Source organism: Bombilactobacillus sp. ESL1097, from assembly GCF_058107205.1.
This window is the reverse complement of the sequence record NZ_JBYLUB010000004.1, coordinates 44,613-67,816: the sequence shown is the minus strand read 5'-3', so window position 1 is coordinate 67,816 and position 23,204 is coordinate 44,613. Positions and strand designations below refer to the sequence as shown.

Genomic DNA, 23,204 nt, shown 5'->3' with positions numbered 1-23,204 from the left:
AATGTTTGAATTAGCGGCTACAAAGCTTTATACGGGCATTATGGCTAACATGCCAATGCAAGACATTTTAGGTATGATTGACAAGCATCCCCATTTAGGTAAAGCATTAAAAATGGTTGGTGATATTGCCGATGATGATATGCAAAACATGGGTAATTTTTCACTCAGTAAAGTATTAAAAATATTCGGTTGGGTTGGACTTATTATGGGAGCTGTAACAGGCTTATGGTTTGCTTATAAAAAAGACATGAAGAAAGCTAGTTGGGGTGCAGTAGTTTTTGCCATCGGTGCTGTTTGTTGGGTAGCTAATTACTCTGGATTATTAAATAAAGCACAAGGATATGGTAATCTATTTAAGAGTCATTTATAAAGAAGGTTAATTATGGAAACTGAAGGATTATTAGCTCTAGAGCTAATTGATATTCCCGGCAGCTTCTTAAGACTTCTGAAGGAAAATTTAGTTAAAGACGTTGATTTAATTACAATTGATCAGCGTCTTTTTCTATGTCCTATTTCTGAAAAACTAGAAGAAATAATTTCGAAGACAGTTTACGACTACAGTAAAGATGTAAGTGCCTTTGAAGTAAAATTAGTAATTATCAATAATAATCAGACGGAAGTACAGACAGAAAATTCAATTATTCAAGAAATTCAAGAAAACGCGCCAGTAACTTTTGTTGACGGTAGTGTAATTTTTGATGAAATCAATGGATTGATTGAATATGTATTAGATAATTACGACAGTTTGGAAGAAGCAGAAGAAACCGAAGGTGCTGTTACGGAAAATACTGACGATTTTGAAGATACTGACGATATTGACGCTGAATTCGAAAAAACATTGGGGTCAGAAGATACTAATGAAGGTGAAACAAAAGCTGAGAACGACGAAGAATCTGATGATTCTGAAGCAAAAAAAGCTGCAGACAATTCTGAAGTAAATAATACTTTTACTAATGACGAAGAAATGACTGAATCGGAAAATGAAAATGTAACTCAGCAAGATCCTGTTAAGGAAAGTCCTGATCCTCAATTTCAAAATGATTCAAGTAATAATATTGATCAATCTTATGAAGAAGAAAACAATACTACTACCAAAATTTATCAAGCATCTAATGATATTTTGGAACAACAATTTCCAGATTTAGATTTTTCTAACCTAGAAATACCTTCAAGTATGAAAGTAAGTATTGTAAATGCTCAAAATGAAAAAGAACATTTAAAGATAAACGCATTGAATCAAATTTATCAAAAGATGATAGATAAGTATGGTTCTTTGTGGAATTTAATGCAGCAAAACCAAATAGCACAATTGAACTCAGATACTAGGGATAGGATAAATAATCTTCAGGAAAAAAGCATAGCCGATAAAGATAAAATTAATGAGGATTATCAAAAAAGATATGAAGCATCTAGAGATCAATTTGTACGTAGTCAATCTGAAATATTAAAAGCTCAATACGATCAAAAAAATCGTACCCAATTGTTGCAAACAATTCAGCAGAAGCAAGCTGAAGTAGATGATCAGTTTTCATTTGCTGTTCAAGAGGTTCAACAACAAAAAACAGATAAGCTCAAAATTTTAGAACAGCAGTGTTTGAATGATGCTATTAATGACGTTGACCTAACATTAGAAATGCAACTTTACTCAGAAAAACAAGCGGATATTAGGGATCAATTAGTGCAACAAATTGATCAAACTAATAAGGAAATTGAAAAACTCAAATCCAACATTGATGAGTTACAACAGCAAATAGAAGATGAAAAGGATCGCTTTAATGACTTTAAGTCTACAAATGAAGAACGATTGAAAGCGGGGGTTGATAAGGAAGTAGCCAAGGAAACAGGTTTATTAAACGAAAAGAATCATAAAAACGTTGTTGCAGTTCAAAAACAGATGCAAGAGCAAAAAGAAAATATGCAACAACGTATTGATAAATTAGAAGATCAAAAAGCTTCACTTGAGAAAGAGTTGAAAGATAAGGAAAAAGATTTACAAAGTAAAAATGACTTTATTTCTCAACAAAAAGCTTTGCTGGATGAACCTAGAAAACAGCAGCCACCAATGGTTGTTCAAACTCCAACTACCACTGCTAAAAGTAAAATGGGTTATAAAGATAAAACACCTTACTATATTTCAGGTGTTTCACTTCTAATAGCCGTCATCGTTGGTTGTGCTATGCTTTTTTCTTCTAGAACACAAAATAGTATTCCACAAACTCAACAGCCACAGCAAACGACAGAATCTGTTCAGCCTAAAGTTAATAGTGATACAACGTCAGAACCATCTCATAAGTTTAAAGAAGGAGATACTTTCACTTACACAACAGACAATGGTGATCAAGTTAAGGTACACGTTGATGACTCTCACTCTGGTCATTATGTTGATTCAGATGGAAGGACTCATACTATTATGTTTTAAATGATAGTTAGAAGGTGACTAATAATTGCAAGAAGTTGAAGAGGTTAAGGAGGTTAAGGAGGTTCATCCTAAAGAGAATAATCGTAATAATAAAAATATTACGAGCAATCAAAATAATGCTACTAATAATAACTATTATTTTACTAATGAACTTCCACCGACTGGTGAGAATGTAGTTGAAAGTAGGATTTTATCTGGCGTGGGTGTACTAATTATGATTTTAACCATGGTTATTTGTTTGAAGAAAAGGATAGAAAATGGCAGCGCAAAATAATAATTATTTATATCATGCTCCCGGTAACAGAGCTAATTTAAGATCTGGTTTCTGGAGAATGGTTAGGAGAGTTAAAGGAATCTCTCATATGAGCACAATTAGTGACTTTCTTGTTTCAACTTATATGAATATGGTTATATCTGCGGCTATTATTCTCATTGGTTTTTTGATTAGCTTCAGTGTCTTAGGTCAAAATGATGGCAATACTCCTGCTCAAAATTTATTTAACGCAGCTTTATTTTTTATGGGCGATATTTTAATTGCTTTTAATGCTTTGATGACTAATCCTTCAAGGGGACTGCAATTAATTGTAAGTATCGACTTTTGGACATCTAAATTTAAAGCTAGAAAAATATTAGATACAACTACTTTATTAAGGATATTTAGAATTTGGCCAGAAGATGAATTTCAAACAGTTATTGAGTGTAAAACTAATTGGGTTCTACAATATATGACTATTTTTCAAGTGCGTGGAAACATTAGCCCTATTAGCTTTGATGATGAAAAAGCAACGATGTCTACGCTTAATAAGCAATTATTGAATAACATAGAAGATGATACTTTAATCGTAAAAGCTGTTTCTGTTGAGAGGGCGATGACTGAAAAAAAGCCTTTACCTAAAAATGCTACTCCCGACATGATTCGAAGGATAAATAAGCAATATAAACTGACATCTAAAAAAACAACCAACAGACAAGTTCAAACCGATTTCTTAATAATTGCACCGACACCAACAATATTAAATGCACGCGTAAAAACAGTTGTGAATTATTTTAATCGAGGATTAGTGAACGATTATATTCAACTAAACGGTAAAACTGCCAAAAAGGAAATTGCTAAAATCTATATTAATTAAGTAGGTGATACAATGCATCTTTTTAAGCGTCACAAAGAAATGCAAAAAAACGACAAAAAGTTTGTGGATGAATATGGTTTTACTAATAGTTTCGGATATAAGGATACGGATCCTTATATATTTTTTAAGGGTTCTCATGAAGTGATTTCTGTTTTTGATGTTTTATTCGTTTACGGTTCAAATAATCCAGATGTTATTGGTTGGGTTACCAAAATTTTACCGGCAGATAATATTGCTCATTGTAAATTGAGGTTCTTTGAACGTGAGCAAGGAGTTCCGAAGGCAACCCAAAAAGATATGCGTAGTAGTAAAATAGCCGCTAACTTGGATGACTTACAGAGTACTTCTCAGAAAGATATAGAAGAGTTGGCAAAAAATGGTAAGAGAGCGACTGATATCCAAATATCTGCTATGTTTATGGCACAAGGTGAGTCAATGATTGATAGTGACATTAAATTAGTTATTTATTCAGACTCTCCTCAACATATTGAAGAAGGAATTATGATGATAAGAAATTCCTATCATAATAATGGTATTGAGGGTATTCAATTGGTTAGAGAAACTGGTAGACAATTGAGTGAATTTAAGACATTATTAACCAAAACTTCAGCTGATACTTTCCATAATACCGATATGGCAACGGTAGCAGGAGATCGAATGTTTTTTCCATCTAGTGGTTTTTCTGATAAATACGGTGTTTCGGTTGGAATTGATATTAGTTCTTTAATCTATAACAATTCTTCTATCATTGATTTTAAAGGTATTAAAAATGCTCTTATATACATGGGTGAAGTTTTACCAGTTATTTCAATAGATGGATTTGAAGGACAAAATGCTGTTAAAGATGGAGGAAGTGCAATATCTCAAGTAATTACTGACGGAAATTACTTGTCTGATGGAGGACGCACCTTCAATATTTTATTAGCCGGTTATCCTTACAGGACAGATGATAGTCTGTATTTCAATATGAGCGAGTGTACTATCAATCCAATGGAAGTTTTTGGAACTCCAGAAACCGTAGAGCAGGATGCAAATAACAATTTTGATAAGGTCTCGGAAATGTTATTACTAGTTATGAAAGCTAATGATACTAGTGGTCAAGATATGAATGAAAAGTTTGTTAGGTCACGTCTAGAAACCTTATTAGTAGATTGGTTTATCAATACCGCTAATGGGAATGGGTTATATACGGATGATCCTGAAGCGCATCCTGAAAAAGCTGAAATGATTTTGGCCACAGATGAGCATACTAAATATCCAACTACGCAAGACTTTTTGATTAGTTTGAATACTAATCGGGGTACTTCTTCGAGAGAAAATAGTGAGACCTATCGTGAATCTCAGTTAATGTATCAATCAATTAAGAGTGTTATTCAAAAGTATCCGCAAATATTTGCTAAACCGACTAATATTCCTGATGACTTTGGAGAAGCTAGAAATATTTATTTTGACATACAAGAATATCGATCTACGCCAAATATAGCCGGAATTTTGTTTTTGAATACTTTAGCCTATGTTGTTAATAAGGCACAGGAAGGGGATATTATATCTATTCAAGGGATGGATCAAATGAATATTCCAGTAGAAAATATTGTTCCTTATAAGAAAGTCATGAAGCGAAAGAATGTTGGTTTAATAACGACATTTGAGGACAAAAAAAACAAAATCAATCCATTCACCTATGAAGAATTTACGGGTACTTTAAATCAGCAGGATATGGTGGTTTTGGGAGGTATTTCTGATGAAAACGTCGAAAAGTTTAATAAGTCTTGGAATAAAGAAATTCCAGTTAATGTTGTTGACACATTAAAAGAAGAAACACAGGGGCTTTTTTACTGGTATCGTAAGTTTGATCAACAGGGAGCCTTAATTCAAACACATTTATTACTTTAAGTAACGGGGGACTTAATCAAATATTGATTGGTCTTTTTTTATTATTTAATTGTTGGAGGGGGATTTAAGATGATTTCAAAACAGGAAGTGCTCGTAACTTTAAACCAGTTAGAGAGTCGAAGTGATATTAATTTACGAAATATTTCTGAAGATGATCCAGACTTAATGCAAATTAGAGAATATTACGCATCAGGCATGGCTAGGAGTGAAAGGTATCAGAAAGAATTTTCTAAAACACTAACTTTAAGAAATGTGTCAGATTATATCAAGTTTAATAATACGTCTATTAACGAAACTGCTAAGTTCTTTCAAGTTCCTTCGGGCCAAATTGTCAGACTATTTGTTGAATATGATTTAGAAGTTCCCAAAATTTATAGGACTGAGATTATTAAGGATAATCAAAATTACTTCTTTATTCAAAGAAAATATTTGATGACTGCTCTTAATTGTTCAGTCAGAGACTTGACTAGATTTAAAGAACGAAAGGTTAATTTGATTAATAATTGGCAAGTTTATGAGTGCCATACATCTTCAATAAATATTCCCCTAGAAAAACGAATAGATAGTGAACGAGATGCTGAAAAATTTCAGCTAGAACAAAAAAGACCACAGCAAGAGAAACTAATCATATTTAATTAATTGGGGGCGGATGATATGAAATGTTACAACAATGAACAACCGACAGGATTGCATACAATTGAGGTTACTTTTCAATCTGGAGAGTACAAGGGTTCAGCTGTCTATCAAGTTGGCGGCAACTGTCACGGAGTAAATGTATTAGACTTTGACAACTTCTGGGATGATTTTGCAAGCAATCAAGTTAAATTTAAGGACATGAAACTCGAAGTTGATTATGAACGTGAAGCATACTTTGTAGAATTAACTAATTCTAAAGGTGATATGTTGCAAGAAAATGGTGATATTAATACAGATTTAGACAATTTGGTTGTTGGGATTAATATCATTGACTACCAATAGAGAAGAATGGAGCTGGATAAAATGATAGTCGATGGTCTTTTGAAGAAAGATCGAAACCAAAAGCAAATCAAAAATAATGTGTTAGATGTCCTACAAATCAGTCGGCAAAAGTATGATGATCAGAATGTTAATTTATTAGGAACAGTTATTTACCATCCTGATTTAAAAGTTTCTTTAGCATCGGAGCCGGCAAGTATTGGTTTTAAGTTGCAGACGGTAAAATCTTCTAATAAAAGAGATATTGGTAAAGCAGTGAAATGCGATATTAATGGTGAAATAGCAAAAGAATTCCGTCGATTTGTTGTTAATGGGATGCAGATACGATTGTTGGCCAAGGAGTATAGTTTTGATGAAGAAACAGTGAAAGGAAAGACAACTCATTGTGAAGGTTATGAAGTTAAAGACTTTCAAATATTAAGCTATGCCCCTAATTAGGAGGGAATTTAATGAATAGAAAACTGCTAGATAAAAGACCGTCAAAGTTTATGACTAGTCTTTTTTTATTTTCATTGTTATTACCATCCGTTGCGTCGGTTACCCAAGTTAGTGCTAACTTTGAAGGATTTAAGCCCAATGATTGTGAATCAGCTAATCCTAAAAAATCTGAAACGGGTGCTACCTTAACTGGTGGCCAAGGTGATTGGCTGTCTAAAGGATCTCAAGCTTATAACAGTGCTAAACAAATTTTTGATTATTTGACACAAACGATAGGCTTTTCTGGCGCCGGAGCAGCTGGTGCATTGGCCGTCTGTAAACGTGAAAGTAATTTTGACCCGAAGGCTATTAACTATGGCGGTGGTGTTGCGGGCTGGTTTCAATGGTCTGGTTTTACTAATTCAGTCAATGGTAGCCGGATTACTGCTGAAGGCTCAATTAAGGCTGGAGATACCAGTACTTTGACACCAGAAAATGAATTAAAACTAGTTAGCTATGAGCTCAATGGTATTAAATCAAGCACAAAAACTATTGTTGGTAATGATACAGATCCAGTTCAAGCAGCTAAAGATTGGTCGTACAACTATGAAGGTGTCAGCTTAAGTGACGGCCAATCAAAAATTGGACAAATTACTACTGACGCACAAGCAGCATATACAGCTTTTGGCGGTGCCAATATTCCACCTAACAGCGCTTTATTAGGCGCTTCTAGCGCGGCTGCTAAAGGTAGTTCGAATAAGAAAGACAACACTGACTGTGATACACCGGTAGATTCTAGCGATATTGTTCAAGTGGCCAAGAGTTTATTAGGATACTTTAAATATGGACAAACACATGGTGTGGCCAACATTGGTTCCGTTGAAAATCCTGATAGAAACGGAACTACCGATTGTTCTGGTTTTGTTTGGTTAGTTCTGAAAAAAGCCGGCTATAAAGTTCCGGCTGATATGGGTTGGTTTACAGGATCCATGGAAGCAGATGCCAAAGGTGATCATAAATGGTTGAAAGAGATTCCCGCTAGTGAAGCGCAAGCCGGTGACGTAGTTATCGTTAATACTGGTGGTGGTTCTGGAAACAATGGCCATACTGCTATTTTGGAAGAGAAGTGGAAGTCTAGTGACCCCAAGAGTAACAACACTAAAGTTATTCAAATGGGTGGCAAAGGCGGTAGTGGTGGTGTCAATGAAGCTGGTTTTTCTGAGTCCTTCTTGAGCTTGTTGAATGGCAGTTACACGTTGACATTTGCACGGCCACAGAAATAGGAGGTAAATTCTTTGCAAAAGCTAAAAAATTATTGGCCAATTAGTATCCCAATTGTCGCAGTAGTAATGTTGATATTAGTTACGATCAGCTGTAATAATAACTTGGCCAAGAGTCATAAAAAAGTTAGTGCAGCAAACAATTCTAATAACGAATTGATTCAAAGCTATAATTACAAAGCTAGGAATTTAACTGAAGGTTATTTTTACGACAAGGTAGCCAAGAAACCTTATGACATTGCTACACGAAAGAAAAAACTTGATCAGAATATCCATACGGCATTTGATATTACCTTTAACCAAACTAAGAATGAATCTGATTATCAAAAGTTGGCCAAGAAGTTAAATCCGTTGGTTGGCAATAAATTAAGTAATGCTTTGATTGAAATGAGTAAGCCAACTGTACAACCAAATGGTAAAAAAAGTACTCCTTATGGAAAATTAACTAATATCCAAGTTGGCTATGGAAAACAAGCTGAATTTAGTGAAACACTGCCGGTCATTGTGATCATTAACTATAATAGTCAGCCAGTTGATACTACTTCTACAGGAGTTCAAAACAAGGGAGACCAAGTGGTTCAGCATGGTTCAGCGCTATTTAATTTGCAGTATAATCCCAGTCAAAATCAAATAACTTCCGTAACGCAAAAAGGAGGTGGCTTTGTTGAATAAGAAAGGTTATTTAACTTTAGCTGTTAGTGTCATATTGAGTGTCATGATTATCTTTTTTGTAACAATAAAGATTAATGATACTGGTTCACAAATATCCGCTAATAAACACGAAATTGCTTTATCCAATCAAAAAGTAAATTCGGCCAGAGAAAATTATCATAAACAGTATGAAAAAACTAAACAACAAGCTGCTGCCGATGCTTATAAATCATCCGATCCTAAAATCAGAAATTATTACAGTGATATGAATGCGAAAAGCCTAGCTAATCAAAGAGCCAAGGCTTTTTTTAGTGTTTATTTAACTTGGTCAAATTCTAAAGATTATTTGAATCGTGCCAATAAACTAAAGGATGTCATCACACCTCAATTAGCTGCTAATAAGGATGTTTTTGATAACGGCAAAGATGTGTCAGGAAGAAATATCGTATCTACATTAGGTATTCAATCGAAGTTGTTTAGTTACAAGACCTACCCGGGATTTTTACAAGATAATGGTCAATTAGTGGTTTTAGTTAAAGTTCAACAAGAGTCTTGGCACCGAGGGGAAGAGCCGGGACAGCATAATAATCTTTATTCTATGACTATTAATCAAAAGCAACAGGTGTCTCAAATTCAAAAACTCGAGTAGCGTTAACGAGGAGAATAAATCATGATCAACAAAAGAATAGTTAAGTGGTTGGGGCTTTTGATTAGTGTTATTTGCATAACAGTATTAACTGGCTGTAACTCCCAGAAAAATGCGCCGGCTAAAAATTCATATGCCAGTGTGACACTATCTTCCATAAAGGTAGTTAAAGAATTGCAAAACAATCCTAAACAAAATCGAAATATGATTGTGGTTTTGTATAACGACAAATGCGAAGATTGTTTAAGTATTGAAAAACCTTTAGTTAAGGAAATTAATAAAGAAAGTCGAAATTCCAAAAGACCAATTTATGTTTTTGATAAGCGAAAGTTATCCAAAGGTCAAATGAGATACTTGACTGACAATATTACCGATTTAGCTGTCGATGGCAGAATTATTACTCCTCGTGTTGTTAAAACCAAGTTTGTTCAAGGTCATTGGGTTGTGGTAGCTGGTGTTACTGGAACCAATATGACTGCTATTAAAGAATTAATGGAGGGGAGTTAATTGGTTCAAAATATCAGCATTGCTGTTTTTACATTTTTTATGTGTGTAGCTGGATATAGTTGCTTTTTTTCATGGAAAAATAATCCAACGCACGTTAAGGCTATCGGTTATGGAACCTTAATGGCAATTTGGTTCGCCATTGATTCCATAATGTTTTTATTCAGAAATAGTATTAAACCTAATTCACCCATTGGCTGGATATTGGGTGCACTTAATTTTGTTATTTCTTTGATTATTAAATCTATTCCAGTATGGGTTTTTGCTTATTTCTTGTTACCAATAATTGCCATTTGGATATTGGTATTTATTTTATCAACGGTTCAAAGTACAAAAACTAAGAAGAAATTTGACGCTGCTAAAGCTGCTGATCAAGCTAAAGAACAGTTAGCAGAAGATCAATCAGAGTCTGAAGATCAATCTGTAGAAGTTGAAGCTGACGATTTAGGATCAGCTGACAGAAAACCAGAGATTGAGGAAGTAACCTCGGAATCTAAAGAACAGCCTAGGACTGAGACCGTTGAAGACAAGGCTCATAAAATTGTTAAGAAGTCTAATGCTAAGCCTAAGTCGGCCAAGCCAAAACCTTCACAGAAAAAAGTCGTCAAAAAGCCTACTAAAACTAAATCAAATGTTTGGCCGGTTGGTCACTACGATGTTAATAGCACTGTAGGGCTTAAACAAATGTATATGGCAGCTAAACATGGATTACAAATGGCCAACGATGGCAATAAAACAGTAGCTTTGTATTTAAATAATCAAGGTGAAACAGAACTAAAGAAAATTTTTTCAAAAGCAGGTATTGATATTGCGCCTTTGGATGAGGATACTTTTGATTCCAAAGGTAAGAGAATAACGCCATTAGTTTATTTTGATGACAAGCGAGTAGAGATTGTGCCATTTTTGAAGCACTATAAAGAGATTGCTCAAAGGCAAGAATAAAGGAGCGTGAATTGAATGAATAAATTTGATTTAATGTTTCAATATGTGATGCCCTTTATCTTTGCGCTATTGAGTTTCTTTATTTTGATAAGATTTCTTCATGTTCTTTATGAACGTACTGATTTTGATAAATTTTTACCTTCAGCTATTAAAATAGGAATTCTGGTTGGAATAGTAACCATTTTAATTTTTTGTATTGTAACGTCACCTTATTATGGGCGAATGAAATATTGGTTATTGTACGGAGCTACTAAAGTGCAGCAATCTAATATCTGGCAATTATTTTTATTTAGACTAAGGCAATTTTTACTTTGGATTTTGTATTGGGGACATATATATTTGAAGTTTATTATTTTGGTCTGGATTCCTTGCGGGTATATTGCTATCCAAGGGCTTTATTGGCAGGTTAGTTTTGCTCGTTCAGCTAATATCATTATTCCAACATTAGTGATATCACCGTGGTTAACTTTTAAATATTTATTGGGTAACCAGACACCTTATTTTGATTTCGTTCACCAAATATTGTACAAAGCTAAATTAAAAGAAAATTTAAATGACAGTGACTTTGATGCATTATCTGGATATGACGATCGTGGCCAGAAATTTGAGAATGGTGTCGGTGGTACTGCTCAAACACAACGAGTTAAAGCTAGAGCTTTGGCCATGCGTCATTCCAAAGTTAAGATAGTTACCAAAAATGGCGTTCGGAAGGCTGAAATATTTGTTCGTAAAAGTCGTGAAACAGAGACCGATAGAGCAATAGAGCAATCATTGAATGGCTTTGGTCTAAGAATAGCTTCAACCAGTATTCGTTTTCCTGAAGATCCTACTTTTTCAGTTGAACGAGGTGGTTATGTATTGTCTAGCAGTGTGCCTTACAGTACTGTAGATGCTTTAGGAACTTGGGAAGATAATTTCAATAATCACTATGATGACAGCAATAATAACAGTAATGATAACGATGAAGAAAGTAGTGGCGAAGACGATAGTAATAATGAACATTTGGGTAGTAACGGTCAAGGAATGTTTAGGATGTTTTGGAATAACTGTTATAACGTTCTAAGCTATTTTGTACATCTTACGCCGGCTGCTTTTTATGAACGTGCGCGCAAGAGAGATGCAATTAAATTTTATCGTGAGCCAGCTAGTAACAAGTCGTTGCACAAAGTGGAGCATAACTTAGATTTATCACTAATTCCAGAACCCTTAGATCCAGTGACTGGTGCTAATATTGCAACTCAAAGAAAATTAGCTAAGTCAGTGGCTACCAAACGGATTAATGATTTAACTAGCGTCTTAAATAGTTTCAAAATTCATGGGACTTTTAAGCAAGTCTTAGTTGGCGGTAATACAGCGGTTTACGAATATACGTTACCGCAATCTCCTAATTTACCAAATGATTTTGATCGGTTGTCAAGAGGTATTTCTAACCTATTGCACGTGAACGATACGCCGATGATAACTATGCAAGCCGGTGTTTTAAGTGTGTCTCTAAATACGGGAGTTAACATTCCAACTGATTTTAGGGATATGATTAGAAATCGTTCGAAAAGAACGAAAGATGTTATTGCGGGATTGATTGGAGTCGATGCGTTAGGACACCCAATTGAATTCGAATTAGGCAATGGTATCCCGCATATGATTGTTTTTGGTAAAACAGGTACTGGTAAAACTGTTCTGTTAATGAATATGATTTACTCTGTTATGGATTCTGTTAGTCCAGATGAGTTAAAGATTATCTACATCGATGGTAAAGGAAATTCCTTTGAAAATATGAGAACTGATAATCCAGATAGTCCGGATTACCACCCTAATCCATATACGTATGCTCAGCCGGCAGACGCATCTGGTGATATAGAGTATGCTAGAGCGTTATTTGCACATGCTGAAAAATTAACACGTGATCGGATTGATTTATTCAAAAAAGCTGGTGTCAGTAAAATTGAAGACTACAACAAAAAATTTCCAGACAAGCCATTGTATACCGTCTTGTTAATTTGCGATGAAGTATCTTCAATTATTGATCAAGATAATAAATTGTCAGCCAGCGATTTCGCTGTTAAAAATGTCACCGATCGGATCGAATATCTGGCTAAAATGTCTCGGTCTACTGGAATTCGAATGGTATTAGCCAATCAAACAGCACGTAAAGAAAAAATTCCCGGAAAAATTACCGCTAACATTGGTGGCCGTGTCAGCTTAGGTATGACTGAACGAATCGAAAGTGATATTGCTTTACCAGAAACAAAAATACACGTTGATTTAATTTCGCAAAAAGGTGAGTTTTATTCTTTGATGAAAGGCGCCAATAATCCAGAACACGGAAATAGTCCATATCTAAATGACGAGACAATGGAAAATTTAAATGATGCTTTAGAGAAGAAGTTTGGCCACCATGACTATGTAATTACGAGAGATGAAGTGATGAAAGAGTTCGCAAAAGAAACTGGTGAGGATGAGATAGAAGATCAGATGATGAAAGGATTGGATTCTCAAGTTAAGGATGCTGAAGACAGTATCAAGAATATGTCTTTTCCAGACTTATTAGTTTACATGAAGGATCATCCTGAATGGACAATTCAAAATGCTGATAAACCAGTAATTCAACAAAATAAGGACTTTTTGGCAGCAACACCCAAACAGACTAAAAAGATGCAGAGTGCGTTAAAGGATGCAATTAGTCGTGCTAAGGATACGGTGAGAGCTCAGACAGCTTCTACTAAACATAAGCACGTAGGAGAGATGCTTAGCCGAGGAAAGGATGGTAAATCAATATAAACATTGAGTAAGAAAAGAAGCGGTAAATCATATATTACGTACGAAAACGCTTGGCAACAGGTATTAGATGAATTAGACCATGCTCAAAATCATCCTACAGAGGTACGTGAGGTAAAAAATTATCGAATTAATAATCTTGATGGTCTTAAGAAAGGTATAGCAACTGTCCCAAAGCGAACGGTACTTTGGCAGCATACTGATAGATGGCATACAGCAGCTATTTATATTCCAAAAGGTACCGGTTTTTGGTATCGCCGCAGCGTTTTAAATATCATTACAACGGGAAATGCTGAAGAACATGCTTTTAGGAAATTGTGGTATCAAAGAAACGGGGATCACGAGAAAGGCTATTTTCCATCTATGAAGTATAGCCGAGTGGATAATATTAGGACGCAACAAGCTAGTTACATTGTGCGGGATACTAATGAACCACGTAATCCAGATAGTCAGATTTTGGGAGAAATAATTAATGGCCAGACGGATAAAACACATTTAATCAGTGAACAAGTTACCGGCATTGAAAATCATAGGGGCTTACTAATTGATTTTGACGGCCGATTGAATCGTAAGCCATTAAAAAAAGCTGAACGTTGGGCTTTAAATCAAACTAAGCAGCAAGATATTATCTGGGATGTCAATATTTTTAGAAAAATAGACCCAATAACTGGAAGAGATAATTTGCATTGGCAATATCTCTTTTTTGATGCCAATTTTAACTTGTTGAAGCAAGGTGAATGGGTCGATGACTGTTGGACTTATTTGTGGTATTACGACTCGGATCAAGATTATTTAAGTCGGCACAATCTATACAGTTCAATTAATGATACGAATTTAGAGAAAGGAGGTGATTAAAATGAATGATGCAATTATTGAAAAGTTGCTACGTGGCCAACTAACACCAAAGGTTTTTGAAGCTTATGACATTTTTCTATCGGAACGGCATTTACAGAAGTTTAAGATTTACCCAGAACACATGCCAGATACTCTTTTAGATGGATTAATTCCCAATGCTATTCAAGAGTTTAAGCAATTAAATAAAAAAGCCAACGACAATAACGTTGAAGATAAAGTGTCTGATTATATCAATGCCAACTACGAAAGCGGCTTTTTTATCAATAAGTTCATTAGTCTGTTTAACGAAGAAGCAACTATGGCCAACATTCGTAATGTTTTATTGGAGTTGGTCTGTAATACGCCACCATATCGGGATGCTAATCATGGCTTTTGGCGAGATAAAGTTCAGCATATGAATAAGCTCAATTTATTGACTAAGTATGCAGATTCGGATCATGTAGATGAGTTTGTTGAAGAGCAAGCACCGGATTGGGAGTCACAGGTTGATGAAGAGAGTTAGATTGATTCTAAAGGAGCGATAGCGATGCCGTAAGATAATTCATTATAAATTTATGAAAACGAGCAAGGAAACACGTTCTTTTAAGGACGTGATGAATTGCTCCATGTTTAAATTTTAGCTGTTTTGTAAATATCTATGGCTTATAATTGATTTATTAAACCGAGGGTGATGCAAGATTGTGGTGTTCAAAGCTGTTAAACTAAAAATCTATCCCAATCCAAAACAACGACAACAAATTATTGAAAACTTTGGTGCTGTGCGCTTTGTTTGGAATCAAATGTTAGCGATGCAACAGGAACGTCACAATAATGGTGGTCAATTCGTCAAGACCTTTGGCATGAATTATTTGGTTAAACAATTGAAACGAGAATATACATTCTTAAAGAACTAGTTTGTTGAATGTTAATAAAAACTTAGGAACTGCTTATGAACGCTTCTTTCGCAAACAAGCTCGATTTCCTAAATTTAAGTCTAAGCATTATGCCAAGCAAAGCTATACTTGCAATAATGTCAATCAAAACATTAGAGTCATGAAGCAACATTATTTGAAACTGCCTAAGCTTGGGGGTGTTAAATATCGTGGTCGTTACACTACTGCCAAGGTTAAATCGGCGACCATTAAACTTAACCCCACAGGTCAATTTTATTGCGTTTTATTGACTGAGTGCGAAAACCAAGCACCATTCAAAAAAACGGGGCAAACTGTGGGTTTAGATATGGGAGTTTCCGATTTAATGATTAGTTCTGATGGTCAAAAGTTTAAAACGATTCGTTTTGACAATCAGTTATCAGAGAAAAAACGTCAGTGGCAACGAAAACTAGCTCGTCGTCGAACTTTAGCTAAGACGCGTGTTGCCATGCATAATCAATTGCATCCTGATAACAAGATTGATCTAAATGATTGTCACAATTATGTGAAAGCCAAAAGGCAAGTGGCCAAGATTTCAGAACAAATAGCTAATCAGCGCCATGATTATCTAAACAAGTTAACAACCCAATTAGTAAAAGATTATGACGTGATTGTGATTGAAGATTTAAAAACCAAAAATCTGCTGAAGAATCACCATTTGGCTAAAGCTATCGCTAATCAAGCGTGGCGGGAAATTCGCCAGCAATTATCATATAAATGTTCGTGGTATGGTAAACAATTGATTGTTGTTAATCCCAGAAAAACAAGTCAAATCTGTTCCAATTGTGGCTATGATGACGGGAAACATGATTTAAATGTCAGACAGTGGCAATGTTCACAATGTAAAACGCAGCATGACCGCGATATCAATGCTGCGTTAAATATAAAGAAATTCGGCTTGGAACAAGCCTTGGTAAATTAGGATAAACCGCTACTAAGTTGTCAGACAAAGCTTAGCAAGTTCAGTCTGTTCCCAGAAGCTCGGTACTTTAGTGCCGACGCAGTTCACAGCTTCTAAGTATCAAATGTTGTTTGATAAGCAAGCTACTTAAAAGGAACTACAAGAAAAGTTGTTAGACGAATTGAGTAGTGGTGGCTATCCTTACCGAACGATGATAGAAAATGGTTTACGTTCTAAAGTTAACCAGATAGATTCATTTGCTACGATGATAGACTATTGTAATAATCCAGATAAATTTGTTACAGATAAGTTTCCAGATATTGAGTCAGCTTGATTTAGTTAGTTAATTACGGATTAAATAGCCAAAGGGTATGAGGGTAAAATAGTAGGCAAATATTGAATAAAGGATGAGTCTTAGACTTGTCCTTTTTAATTTGTCGAGGGTTTAGCTATTTAAAATTTAAGGATGAAAGGACAATTAATTTTGATTGAAAAAGATGACAAGGTGATTTCTAAGGAAATGGCAGAAGCTTTTGTAGTAACTGCTACTGATGAAGAGATCACTTTAACGGATGATGCTCCTATATCGTTAACTGAGTTAGTAACCCTTGTACAGGCAGCAGTAGCTCATAGAGACGGGCTAATTTAATAAAAGATAATGATTCTGAAATGCAGGTGCATAAATTGATTAAAGAGCGACTAATCCAAGCCAGTGATTATTGCAAAGACTGGATAGATAATCTCAGTGACAAGCAAAAAAAATGGATTAAACGAAGCTTCATTACAGTCTCAGTTATTGTATTTACCTTGGGCATTATTGGAGCTATGTATCAAAAAGAAAATGGTTCTGTATTAGCTTCTTACGACAGATCAAGTAATCCTTCAGCTGTAAAAGTTTCTCAATTAAGTAATAGTAACGGCCAAGCTAAGGTCTATCCATCAGATATTGCTAATGTCCATATGATTAACCCTTTTGAGCTCGGCTCCTATCGCCAGCAAGCATTAAATGCCGGCTACGGTGATAATTATGCCGGTTATATTAGTATTCCTTCTATCGGCATGTATTTACCAATTATTAATGGTGTTAATATGTACACTCTCTCCTTAGGAGCAGCAGCTTATTATCCAGAAACTGTACAAATGGGTGGCGCCGGCAATTATGTGTTGGCAGGGCACAATATGAATACTTCATTGAATGTTTTATTTTCACGTGTTCCAAACCTTGATCCTAGCAGTCATGGCCAGATTATCTTAACTGATAAAAAGAAAAACTATTACTATTATATCGTTGATAAACAGCTAGTCAGACCTTATCAGCCAGTTTATCCGGGTACTGACAAGCCAACAAAAGAATCAGTGCTGTACAATGATAGAAAACAAAAGAAAGTTACTCTGTTTACTTGCAACTATAACGGTACTAGACGGTGGGTTATCACTGGTAAATATGATTACGAAACAAGACATTAAATTTTAAAGGAGCTTTAAAAATGTGTGATTTACATGCAATTGACAACAAAGAGGTAGAAGTAACTTTAGCAAGTATTGAAAAGGGACTTTTGACAGCAGCTAATCTAACAGATAATAATGACTATAAAGTTAGTCTGGAAAAGGCAGCTGATGCTATTAAGGAAACTAATCAAAATTTGATTAATAAAGCTATTTTTAGTGATTTAAAGGATTTCCATACATGGTTATTAAATAATTACAAAAAGAACGATTTTGACCGCTCTTTCTTTAAAGAAATGATTAATAGTATTGAAAAGATTTTGGATAGGCAAGGAGAAATGGATTTTGTGACTTTTGCTAAGTGCTTGATAAATAATATAGAAGAAAATGTTGACTGGATGGTTATTAAAGACACAGAAGCTGGTAAAGTATTAAAGCAAGAAGTATGTGCCTTAAAATCTTATATATACAACGGTAGCGGAGGCATAGTTATTAATGCTCAATTAAATAACAAAGTTAAAGTTAATTGGAGTATTGGTAGCTATTTGTGGGATTGTCAACACAAGAATTTATCAGCAGAAGATGTATTAAAAGATGCAGTATTCCAACTTAAATCCAATGATTTACAATGGGTGATGAAAAACAGACTTAAAGTAATTCAAGCTTACAAGTTTGGGTATGTTATAGAAGATAAGAAAGTAATTGATGAGCTTGGAAATGTACGTTCTATTAGCTATGACGGATATGATCAAATGGATTAAAAAAGCAGAAGCTTTACATGTAAGCTTCTGCTAAATGAAATATTTTAAAATAGTAATCAGTAAAGTAAATGCTAAGGCGGTAGCTATCCCAGAAATGTGGTGTTGCTTATGGTGTAAAAACTGTAAACACAAATCCTAACGAAAGGAGTAGCTGATTAGCTTTGATGATTGTTGTTTTAGAAGCTATCTATTGGTCTGTAAAAGCAATTCATGAAAATGTTGGTACAGTCATAGATATTCTAAGATACCGTAATTCAAAGTAAAAAAGAAGCCGTCTTAGCTCTGTGCAGGAGCTGATGGCTTTCAAGGTTTTTAAATAAATTTCGAATAGCTACCGCTTTGGCAACTTTACTTAAAAGGGTCGGTGTTACAGCACTGATCCTTTTTCATTACCATGGTAACACATAGAACCATTTCTGGGTACATTAGAAAATTTGAAGCTGAGTTTTGTGATTACAGGTATAGGGGACAAATAACATGAAACATAGAACTTTTATTTTGATTTTAATTTTGATTTCAGTAACTGGATTAACGGGCTGTGCTCTTGACGATGATGTATCTACTGATTTGGCTGGAAATACGAAAGGCAATTCGTACAATATTACCTCTTATACAGCTAATGGTGAAGAAACAATGCAAACTTCAGGTGATAAAGTTAATTTAACGAGTCACGATCAAGGAAATAGTGACAGTTACAATCCATCGTCAGTTTTAACAGTTACCATTGATGGTAAAGAAATTGAAAGTTCTGGTGAAACGATGATTTTTGCAGATAAAAGTTTGAAGCCCGTTAAAAATTTTTCTGAAGACTTGATTAAGTCTCACGATTCTGGTCAGTTGAGTGAAAATACATTCTTTGCAGTTCCAATTAATCGATATAAAAATTTATTTGGAAAACCAAGAGCAGTTGTAATCCGGTCACAGAATGGTAACTATATTGAGGTTTTTCAGGGAACAAATGTTAGATGGCGTACGGATAATGACTTGCCTAAGATGACCAAAATAATGATTGATGGCAAACCATTATACATTCATCGAGCTGATTTCCAAATTATTGATACAAAATTGCTTAAAAAATAATGGGGATAATACACCTAAACCAAATTCTCTCAATTTTGATGGTTAGCAGGATTAAGCTTTGAACGGGTCGATGATTAATTTAGGTTTAATGATATGTTAAAATAGTTAGCGTGATAAGTTTTATGGGCGGTGACTGTTTGTTCTCAAGGAGGTGCTTGCGTATGAGAATACGGAAGAATCAACAGAAAGGATATACAGTCTTACTTGGATACCTACAAGGTATTAATGTTAATGATTGCTTTTGGCACATTAGTTGCCACAATCATGAACAACAAAAAGTAATAAAAAATCGTCCTATCATAACTTTGACGAGTTATAGGACGATTTATTTAAAGTAGTTCATAACTTAGTCACCGCCTTTAAAGCGGATCGCCAAGGGATTGGTGCTTGAACGCCAGTCCCTTTTTCATTACCAATATAACATATTCTTTAGAAAAAATCATTTTCCAAAATTGATAAATAGTTCAATCTAGTTCATGTGCTAGAATAGTTAGTGCGATAAGTTTTATGGGCGGTGACTGTTTGTTCTCAAGGAGGTGCTTGCGTATGAGAATACGGAAGAATCAACAGAAAGGATATACAGTCTTACTTGGATACCTACAAGGTATTAATGTTGATGATTGCTTTTGGCACACTAGTTGCCACAATCATGAACAACAAAAAGTAATAAAAAACCGTCCTATTAATAACTTTGGCGAGTTATAGGACGATCATTTAGAATTATTCTTTAATTTGTCACCGCCTTTAAAGCGGATCGCTCAGGGATTGGTGCTCGAACACCAGTCCCTTTTTCAATACAATGATAACACATTGGTTAAACTATTACATGGTTAATGTCAGATAATGATGAGGAAGATCTTTAGGTAAATATAGGATAGGAGTAATTTAAATGGATAATATAACACAAAGCTTTAGAGAAGATTTTAGTTCGTTTATAGGTGAAATATATCAGGCTTCAATTTGTGATACTTCTAAGTCAGTACCAGAAAATTTAAGAGTAAATATTGTAGTTAATGCAGTTAAGCTGGAAACATATTTTACTAATGATCTTATGGTTACTGGTGCCATTGAATATCTAAAAGATGAAAATAAAGTAATTTTCTATGATGGAGCAATGAAGAGACTCAATAACAGTGAAAGTAATGATTGTAAGGATATATTAATTCGCGCATACATTGAATCTTTGGCGTACGAGGCAATTGATATGTTAGATAATCCGCCAAAAGTTAATAGTACTTCTCCAGTTAGTGTCTCCATTACTGATAGTAAGGGACGTAAAATTAAAGGAAAGCAAGCTAAGGAATTACGCAAAATGAATCATGCACAATCAACCTTGGTTACTGCAGATGGGCAAAAACAAGTATCTGATGAAAATGGAACTGTTATTAGAAATGCTATTAACAAACAATTACAGCATGACATTAAGGAATTTCAAAATATAATAATGTTATATCTGTCAGTTTTAAGTGATTGACCTCATGTATAAATGTTAAAATATGTATGGTAAAGTGAAAAGCTAAGATGACGGCTGCTCTAAAAAAGAGGTGGTTGTAATGGTGTAAATTCCAAAGCAACGCACAATCTAAAGAAAGGAGCAGTTTGATGTCCGCTGTGGACATTCAACTAATCTGCACCATGATTAACACGGTAGTTAATCTATTGGGATTAGTTGTTGTGATAATTGATCACACAAAAAAATAGCCATTTTAGCTAGCTGAAGCTGATGGCTATCGGTTAATTAATTAACAGTAGTCGCCACTTAGGCAACTTTACTAAAAGAGTCGGTGTCGGTTCACCGACTCTTTTTCATTACTATTATAACACACAACATTATTTTTGCGCTGTTTAAACAAATTAATTATGTTATTTTATTTTATTTGTTTAACACGTTAAACAATACTATTCTTAGTAGTGAAATATAAGTTAGGAGTGTTGCTGATGAAGTTATTAACTGTTGTTAAAAGAGGTAGCTCCCTGTGCTTGCCTGTTTCTAAAGAAGATTTTAAGTTAGATCAAAAATGGTTACTCGTTTCTAAGAATAATGGTGGCTATGAGTTAGTTCCCAAAATTGAAGATCCATATTTAAATCCGGATTTTGAAAATCAATATGAACCTGATGAATGGGATGATTTAGAATTCGATGAGGGTAAAGAATGATGTATCAACCAAGTCAAGGAGACATTGTGTGGATTAATTTTGACCCTCAGAGGGGACGAGAGATTAAGAAAAGGAGTCCAGCTTTAATTCTAAGTCGAGATGCTTACAATCAAGATACTGGTTTCATTATTTTAAGCCCCATTACTTCAACTGTTAGGAATAACAAGCACGGATATTATCAGTTAAATGGTTATCAAACTAAGGGACAAGTGGTTGTCAGACAAGTTCATTCATTTGATATTACTGAACATTCTGGCAGAAATGTAGAATTCATTGAACATATTGATGATGCTGATTTTTTCCAGATTTCACAGCTGTTTCTATATAACTTTAGCTTTCCATTATCTAATTAGGGTATTACAGAAATCGATGCTAGTTATTTTAGTTCCTATATGGGTTCACGGAGTGTCTTTACTAACTACAGGACTGATATTTGCTAAAATATTTTGTAGAGTAGTTGTCGGCAGTAATCAAACTGGTCATCCGATTACTTATTTGAATTAGGAATAGCAAAGACTAGTCACTGTTCTTTGAAATAGGAGGTTTAATTTTGAGAAGAAATAATTTTTTGATAATAACACTATTATCTTATTTAGTAGTATTGTTGATGGTCTTAGTATTAGTTTTATTATACAATCAGACGAATTTTTAAAACGAAATAAGAAAAGCCTTGAAAAATGGATCAAAAATTATCTTGTTTTTGGGACGAATTAGTCTCGTAATAACTTTGCATTTGAAACTTTACAAATTGATCGCTCTTTAGTTTTGCAAAAGGGCTAAATTAATATTTTAAGTAAAAGCTTAATGATTTAGCAATTTCTGCCAATTATGTATGCTACTATTGATGTAGTATTAAAAAGTTTGATTGGATGAATTGTAAATGATCGAAGATACAAAGACTTGGTATCATGGAACAATTAATGTATTTGAAAAATCTATATTAAAAAAAGCTCAAGTTAATAAGAGTAAAGTTTATAAAGATTTTGGGCAAGGATTTTATCTAACTAATTCTCTGAAAGAGGCCAAAGATTGGGCTCAAAGAAAAGTCAAAATTTATACTAGTAATACTCATGATCCTAAGCTAATATTGAAGCCGAAGGTTATTAAAGCCAATATTAATTGGAACTATATTTTTAAGAGTAATAATTATATCATTAAAGATTTTGGTTCAAAAATAACGAAAGAACAATTAGACTACTTGTGGTTTAATAGAATTAACCACGGGAAGATTAATTCACGTGTGTACTTTGATAATTATGATGTGGTATTTGGACTAATAGCTGATGGTAGAAGACTGAACATTTCTTTAGACCGATATATGAGAAATATGTTAAGCTTGAGTGAAGCAAGAGAGTTAATTGAGTATAAATTTAAAGTTCATCAAGTCTGTATTAAAAATCAAAGTATTTTAGATTCTTCCATGTTTTACATTGAAAAGTATAATTGGGATTTTAATTAAAG

The 23,204-nt window shown here is 34.3% G+C and carries 26 protein-coding genes and 1 pseudogene; all 27 read left to right on the top strand.

Features of this window, described 5'->3' with window-relative positions:
- Nucleotide 1 precedes the first annotated feature (1 nt).
- The 27 genes and pseudogenes from AC3B6D_RS09035 (at nt 2) to AC3B6D_RS08905 (ending at nt 23,202) form a co-directional block, all read left to right on the top strand.
- On the top strand, nt 2-370 hold the full coding sequence (locus AC3B6D_RS09035) for a hypothetical protein (RefSeq protein ID WP_489775517.1): 369 nt from the start codon (nt 2-4) through the stop codon (nt 368-370).
- Between the two features lie 12 nt (nt 371-382).
- Nucleotides 383-2,419 (top strand): hypothetical protein, encoded by a 2,037-nt coding sequence (locus AC3B6D_RS09030; protein WP_489775516.1) that lies wholly within the window; start codon nt 383-385, stop codon nt 2,417-2,419.
- Between the two features lie 25 nt (nt 2,420-2,444).
- Entirely contained in the window at nt 2,445-2,693 is a 249-nt protein-coding gene (locus AC3B6D_RS09025; protein WP_489775515.1) for an LPXTG cell wall anchor domain-containing protein, read from the top strand.
- Nucleotides 2,677-3,549, top strand: a complete 873-nt coding sequence (locus tag AC3B6D_RS09020) for a hypothetical protein (protein WP_489775514.1) — start codon at nt 2,677-2,679, stop codon at nt 3,547-3,549. The genes AC3B6D_RS09025 and AC3B6D_RS09020 overlap by 17 nt, the downstream gene beginning before the upstream one ends.
- Nucleotides 3,550-3,561: 12 nt before the next feature.
- Complete coding sequence (locus tag AC3B6D_RS09015; RefSeq protein ID WP_489775513.1) at nt 3,562-5,442, top strand: hypothetical protein; 1,881 nt, start codon at nt 3,562-3,564, stop codon at nt 5,440-5,442.
- Nucleotides 5,443-5,511: 69 nt separating this feature from the next.
- Nucleotides 5,512-6,081 (top strand): hypothetical protein, encoded by a 570-nt coding sequence (locus tag AC3B6D_RS09010; RefSeq protein WP_489775512.1) that lies wholly within the window; start codon nt 5,512-5,514, stop codon nt 6,079-6,081.
- A 15-nt stretch (nt 6,082-6,096) separates the two neighbouring features.
- Nucleotides 6,097-6,420, top strand: a complete 324-nt coding sequence (locus tag AC3B6D_RS09005) for a DUF5406 family protein (protein ID WP_489775511.1) — start codon at nt 6,097-6,099, stop codon at nt 6,418-6,420.
- Between the two features lie 21 nt (nt 6,421-6,441).
- Nucleotides 6,442-6,855 carry a hypothetical protein gene (locus tag AC3B6D_RS09000; protein WP_489775510.1) on the top strand — a complete coding sequence of 138 codons (414 nt, stop codon included), beginning with the start codon at nt 6,442-6,444 and terminating at the stop codon, nt 6,853-6,855.
- Nucleotides 6,856-6,866: 11 nt separating this feature from the next.
- Entirely contained in the window at nt 6,867-8,117 is a 1,251-nt protein-coding gene (locus AC3B6D_RS08995; protein WP_489775509.1) for a phage tail tip lysozyme, read from the top strand.
- Between the two features lie 12 nt (nt 8,118-8,129).
- Nucleotides 8,130-8,786, top strand: a complete 657-nt coding sequence (locus tag AC3B6D_RS08990) for a hypothetical protein (RefSeq protein ID WP_489775508.1) — start codon at nt 8,130-8,132, stop codon at nt 8,784-8,786.
- Entirely contained in the window at nt 8,779-9,414 is a 636-nt protein-coding gene (locus AC3B6D_RS08985) for a hypothetical protein (RefSeq protein ID WP_489775507.1), read from the top strand. The genes AC3B6D_RS08990 and AC3B6D_RS08985 overlap by 8 nt, the downstream gene beginning before the upstream one ends.
- Before the next feature lie 21 nt (nt 9,415-9,435).
- The gene (locus AC3B6D_RS08980; RefSeq protein ID WP_489775506.1) at nt 9,436-9,918 is read left to right on the top strand and encodes a hypothetical protein; all 483 of its coding nucleotides are present in this window, start codon (nt 9,436-9,438) and stop codon (nt 9,916-9,918) included.
- Entirely contained in the window at nt 9,919-10,857 is a 939-nt protein-coding gene (locus AC3B6D_RS08975; protein WP_489775505.1) for a hypothetical protein, read from the top strand.
- Between the two features lie 15 nt (nt 10,858-10,872).
- On the top strand, nt 10,873-13,635 hold the full coding sequence (locus AC3B6D_RS08970) for an FtsK/SpoIIIE domain-containing protein (RefSeq protein ID WP_489775504.1): 2,763 nt from the start codon (nt 10,873-10,875) through the stop codon (nt 13,633-13,635).
- A gap of 3 nt (nt 13,636-13,638) precedes the next feature.
- Entirely contained in the window at nt 13,639-14,487 is an 849-nt protein-coding gene (locus AC3B6D_RS08965; RefSeq protein ID WP_489775503.1) for a hypothetical protein, read from the top strand.
- 1 nt (nt 14,488) lies between these two features.
- On the top strand, nt 14,489-14,989 hold the full coding sequence (locus tag AC3B6D_RS08960; protein WP_489775502.1) for a hypothetical protein: 501 nt from the start codon (nt 14,489-14,491) through the stop codon (nt 14,987-14,989).
- A gap of 178 nt (nt 14,990-15,167) precedes the next feature.
- Nucleotides 15,168-16,320, top strand: a pseudogene (locus AC3B6D_RS08955) (RNA-guided endonuclease TnpB family protein).
- Between the two features lie 463 nt (nt 16,321-16,783).
- Entirely contained in the window at nt 16,784-16,948 is a 165-nt protein-coding gene (locus tag AC3B6D_RS08950; protein ID WP_489775501.1) for a hypothetical protein, read from the top strand.
- A gap of 35 nt (nt 16,949-16,983) precedes the next feature.
- Entirely contained in the window at nt 16,984-17,766 is a 783-nt protein-coding gene (locus tag AC3B6D_RS08945; protein WP_489775500.1) for a class A sortase, read from the top strand.
- Nucleotides 17,767-17,786: 20 nt separating this feature from the next.
- Nucleotides 17,787-18,506 (top strand): hypothetical protein, encoded by a 720-nt coding sequence (locus tag AC3B6D_RS08940; protein WP_489775499.1) that lies wholly within the window; start codon nt 17,787-17,789, stop codon nt 18,504-18,506.
- 477 nt (nt 18,507-18,983) lie between these two features.
- Nucleotides 18,984-19,586, top strand: coding sequence for a DUF5052 family protein (locus AC3B6D_RS08935; RefSeq protein WP_489775498.1), 603 nt, complete (start codon nt 18,984-18,986; stop codon nt 19,584-19,586).
- 161 nt (nt 19,587-19,747) lie between these two features.
- Nucleotides 19,748-19,924 carry a hypothetical protein gene (locus AC3B6D_RS08930; RefSeq protein ID WP_489775497.1) on the top strand — a complete coding sequence of 59 codons (177 nt, stop codon included), beginning with the start codon at nt 19,748-19,750 and terminating at the stop codon, nt 19,922-19,924.
- Nucleotides 19,925-20,132: 208 nt separating this feature from the next.
- A complete protein-coding gene (locus AC3B6D_RS08925; protein WP_489775496.1) occupies nt 20,133-20,291 on the top strand; it encodes a hypothetical protein in 159 nt (52 codons plus the stop codon).
- A gap of 184 nt (nt 20,292-20,475) precedes the next feature.
- Nucleotides 20,476-21,060: a hypothetical protein gene (locus tag AC3B6D_RS08920; RefSeq protein WP_489775495.1), complete on the top strand. Its 585-nt coding sequence runs from the start codon at nt 20,476-20,478 to the stop codon at nt 21,058-21,060.
- A gap of 464 nt (nt 21,061-21,524) precedes the next feature.
- Nucleotides 21,525-21,743, top strand: coding sequence for a type II toxin-antitoxin system PemI/MazE family antitoxin (locus AC3B6D_RS08915; protein ID WP_489775494.1), 219 nt, complete (start codon nt 21,525-21,527; stop codon nt 21,741-21,743).
- Entirely contained in the window at nt 21,740-22,096 is a 357-nt protein-coding gene (locus tag AC3B6D_RS08910; RefSeq protein ID WP_489775493.1) for a type II toxin-antitoxin system PemK/MazF family toxin, read from the top strand. The genes AC3B6D_RS08915 and AC3B6D_RS08910 overlap by 4 nt, the downstream gene beginning before the upstream one ends.
- Before the next feature lie 527 nt (nt 22,097-22,623).
- Nucleotides 22,624-23,202: a DUF3990 domain-containing protein gene (locus AC3B6D_RS08905; RefSeq protein ID WP_489775492.1), complete on the top strand. Its 579-nt coding sequence runs from the start codon at nt 22,624-22,626 to the stop codon at nt 23,200-23,202.
- Nucleotides 23,203-23,204: the final 2 nt, after the last annotated feature.

Bases quoted from the DNA above. Each gene is read 5' to 3' on its own strand.
- AC3B6D_RS08915 (WP_489775494.1), top strand. From the start codon at position 21,525: ATGAAGTTATTAACTGTTGTTAAAAGAGGTAGCTCCCTGTGCTTGCCT.
- AC3B6D_RS08925 (WP_489775496.1), top strand. From the start codon at position 20,133: ATGAGAATACGGAAGAATCAACAGAAAGGATATACAGTCTTACTTGGA.
- AC3B6D_RS08940 (WP_489775499.1), top strand. From the start codon at position 17,787: ATGTGTGATTTACATGCAATTGACAACAAAGAGGTAGAAGTAACTTTA.
- AC3B6D_RS09020 (WP_489775514.1), top strand. From the start codon at position 2,677: ATGGCAGCGCAAAATAATAATTATTTATATCATGCTCCCGGTAACAGA.
- AC3B6D_RS08930 (WP_489775497.1), top strand. From the start codon at position 19,748: ATGAGAATACGGAAGAATCAACAGAAAGGATATACAGTCTTACTTGGA.
- AC3B6D_RS08910 (WP_489775493.1), top strand. From the start codon at position 21,740: ATGATGTATCAACCAAGTCAAGGAGACATTGTGTGGATTAATTTTGAC.
- AC3B6D_RS08960 (WP_489775502.1), top strand. From the start codon at position 14,489: ATGAATGATGCAATTATTGAAAAGTTGCTACGTGGCCAACTAACACCA.
- AC3B6D_RS09000 (WP_489775510.1), top strand. From the start codon at position 6,442: ATGATAGTCGATGGTCTTTTGAAGAAAGATCGAAACCAAAAGCAAATC.
- AC3B6D_RS08970 (WP_489775504.1), top strand. From the start codon at position 10,873: ATGAATAAATTTGATTTAATGTTTCAATATGTGATGCCCTTTATCTTT.
- AC3B6D_RS09030 (WP_489775516.1), top strand. From the start codon at position 383: ATGGAAACTGAAGGATTATTAGCTCTAGAGCTAATTGATATTCCCGGC.
- AC3B6D_RS08980 (WP_489775506.1), top strand. From the start codon at position 9,436: ATGATCAACAAAAGAATAGTTAAGTGGTTGGGGCTTTTGATTAGTGTT.
- AC3B6D_RS09005 (WP_489775511.1), top strand. From the start codon at position 6,097: ATGAAATGTTACAACAATGAACAACCGACAGGATTGCATACAATTGAG.
- AC3B6D_RS09015 (WP_489775513.1), top strand. From the start codon at position 3,562: ATGCATCTTTTTAAGCGTCACAAAGAAATGCAAAAAAACGACAAAAAG.
- AC3B6D_RS09035 (WP_489775517.1), top strand. From the start codon at position 2: ATGTTTGAATTAGCGGCTACAAAGCTTTATACGGGCATTATGGCTAAC.
- AC3B6D_RS08905 (WP_489775492.1), top strand. From the start codon at position 22,624: ATGATCGAAGATACAAAGACTTGGTATCATGGAACAATTAATGTATTT.
- AC3B6D_RS08995 (WP_489775509.1), top strand. From the start codon at position 6,867: ATGAATAGAAAACTGCTAGATAAAAGACCGTCAAAGTTTATGACTAGT.
- AC3B6D_RS08935 (WP_489775498.1), top strand. From the start codon at position 18,984: ATGAAACATAGAACTTTTATTTTGATTTTAATTTTGATTTCAGTAACT.
- AC3B6D_RS08920 (WP_489775495.1), top strand. From the start codon at position 20,476: ATGGATAATATAACACAAAGCTTTAGAGAAGATTTTAGTTCGTTTATA.
- AC3B6D_RS09010 (WP_489775512.1), top strand. From the start codon at position 5,512: ATGATTTCAAAACAGGAAGTGCTCGTAACTTTAAACCAGTTAGAGAGT.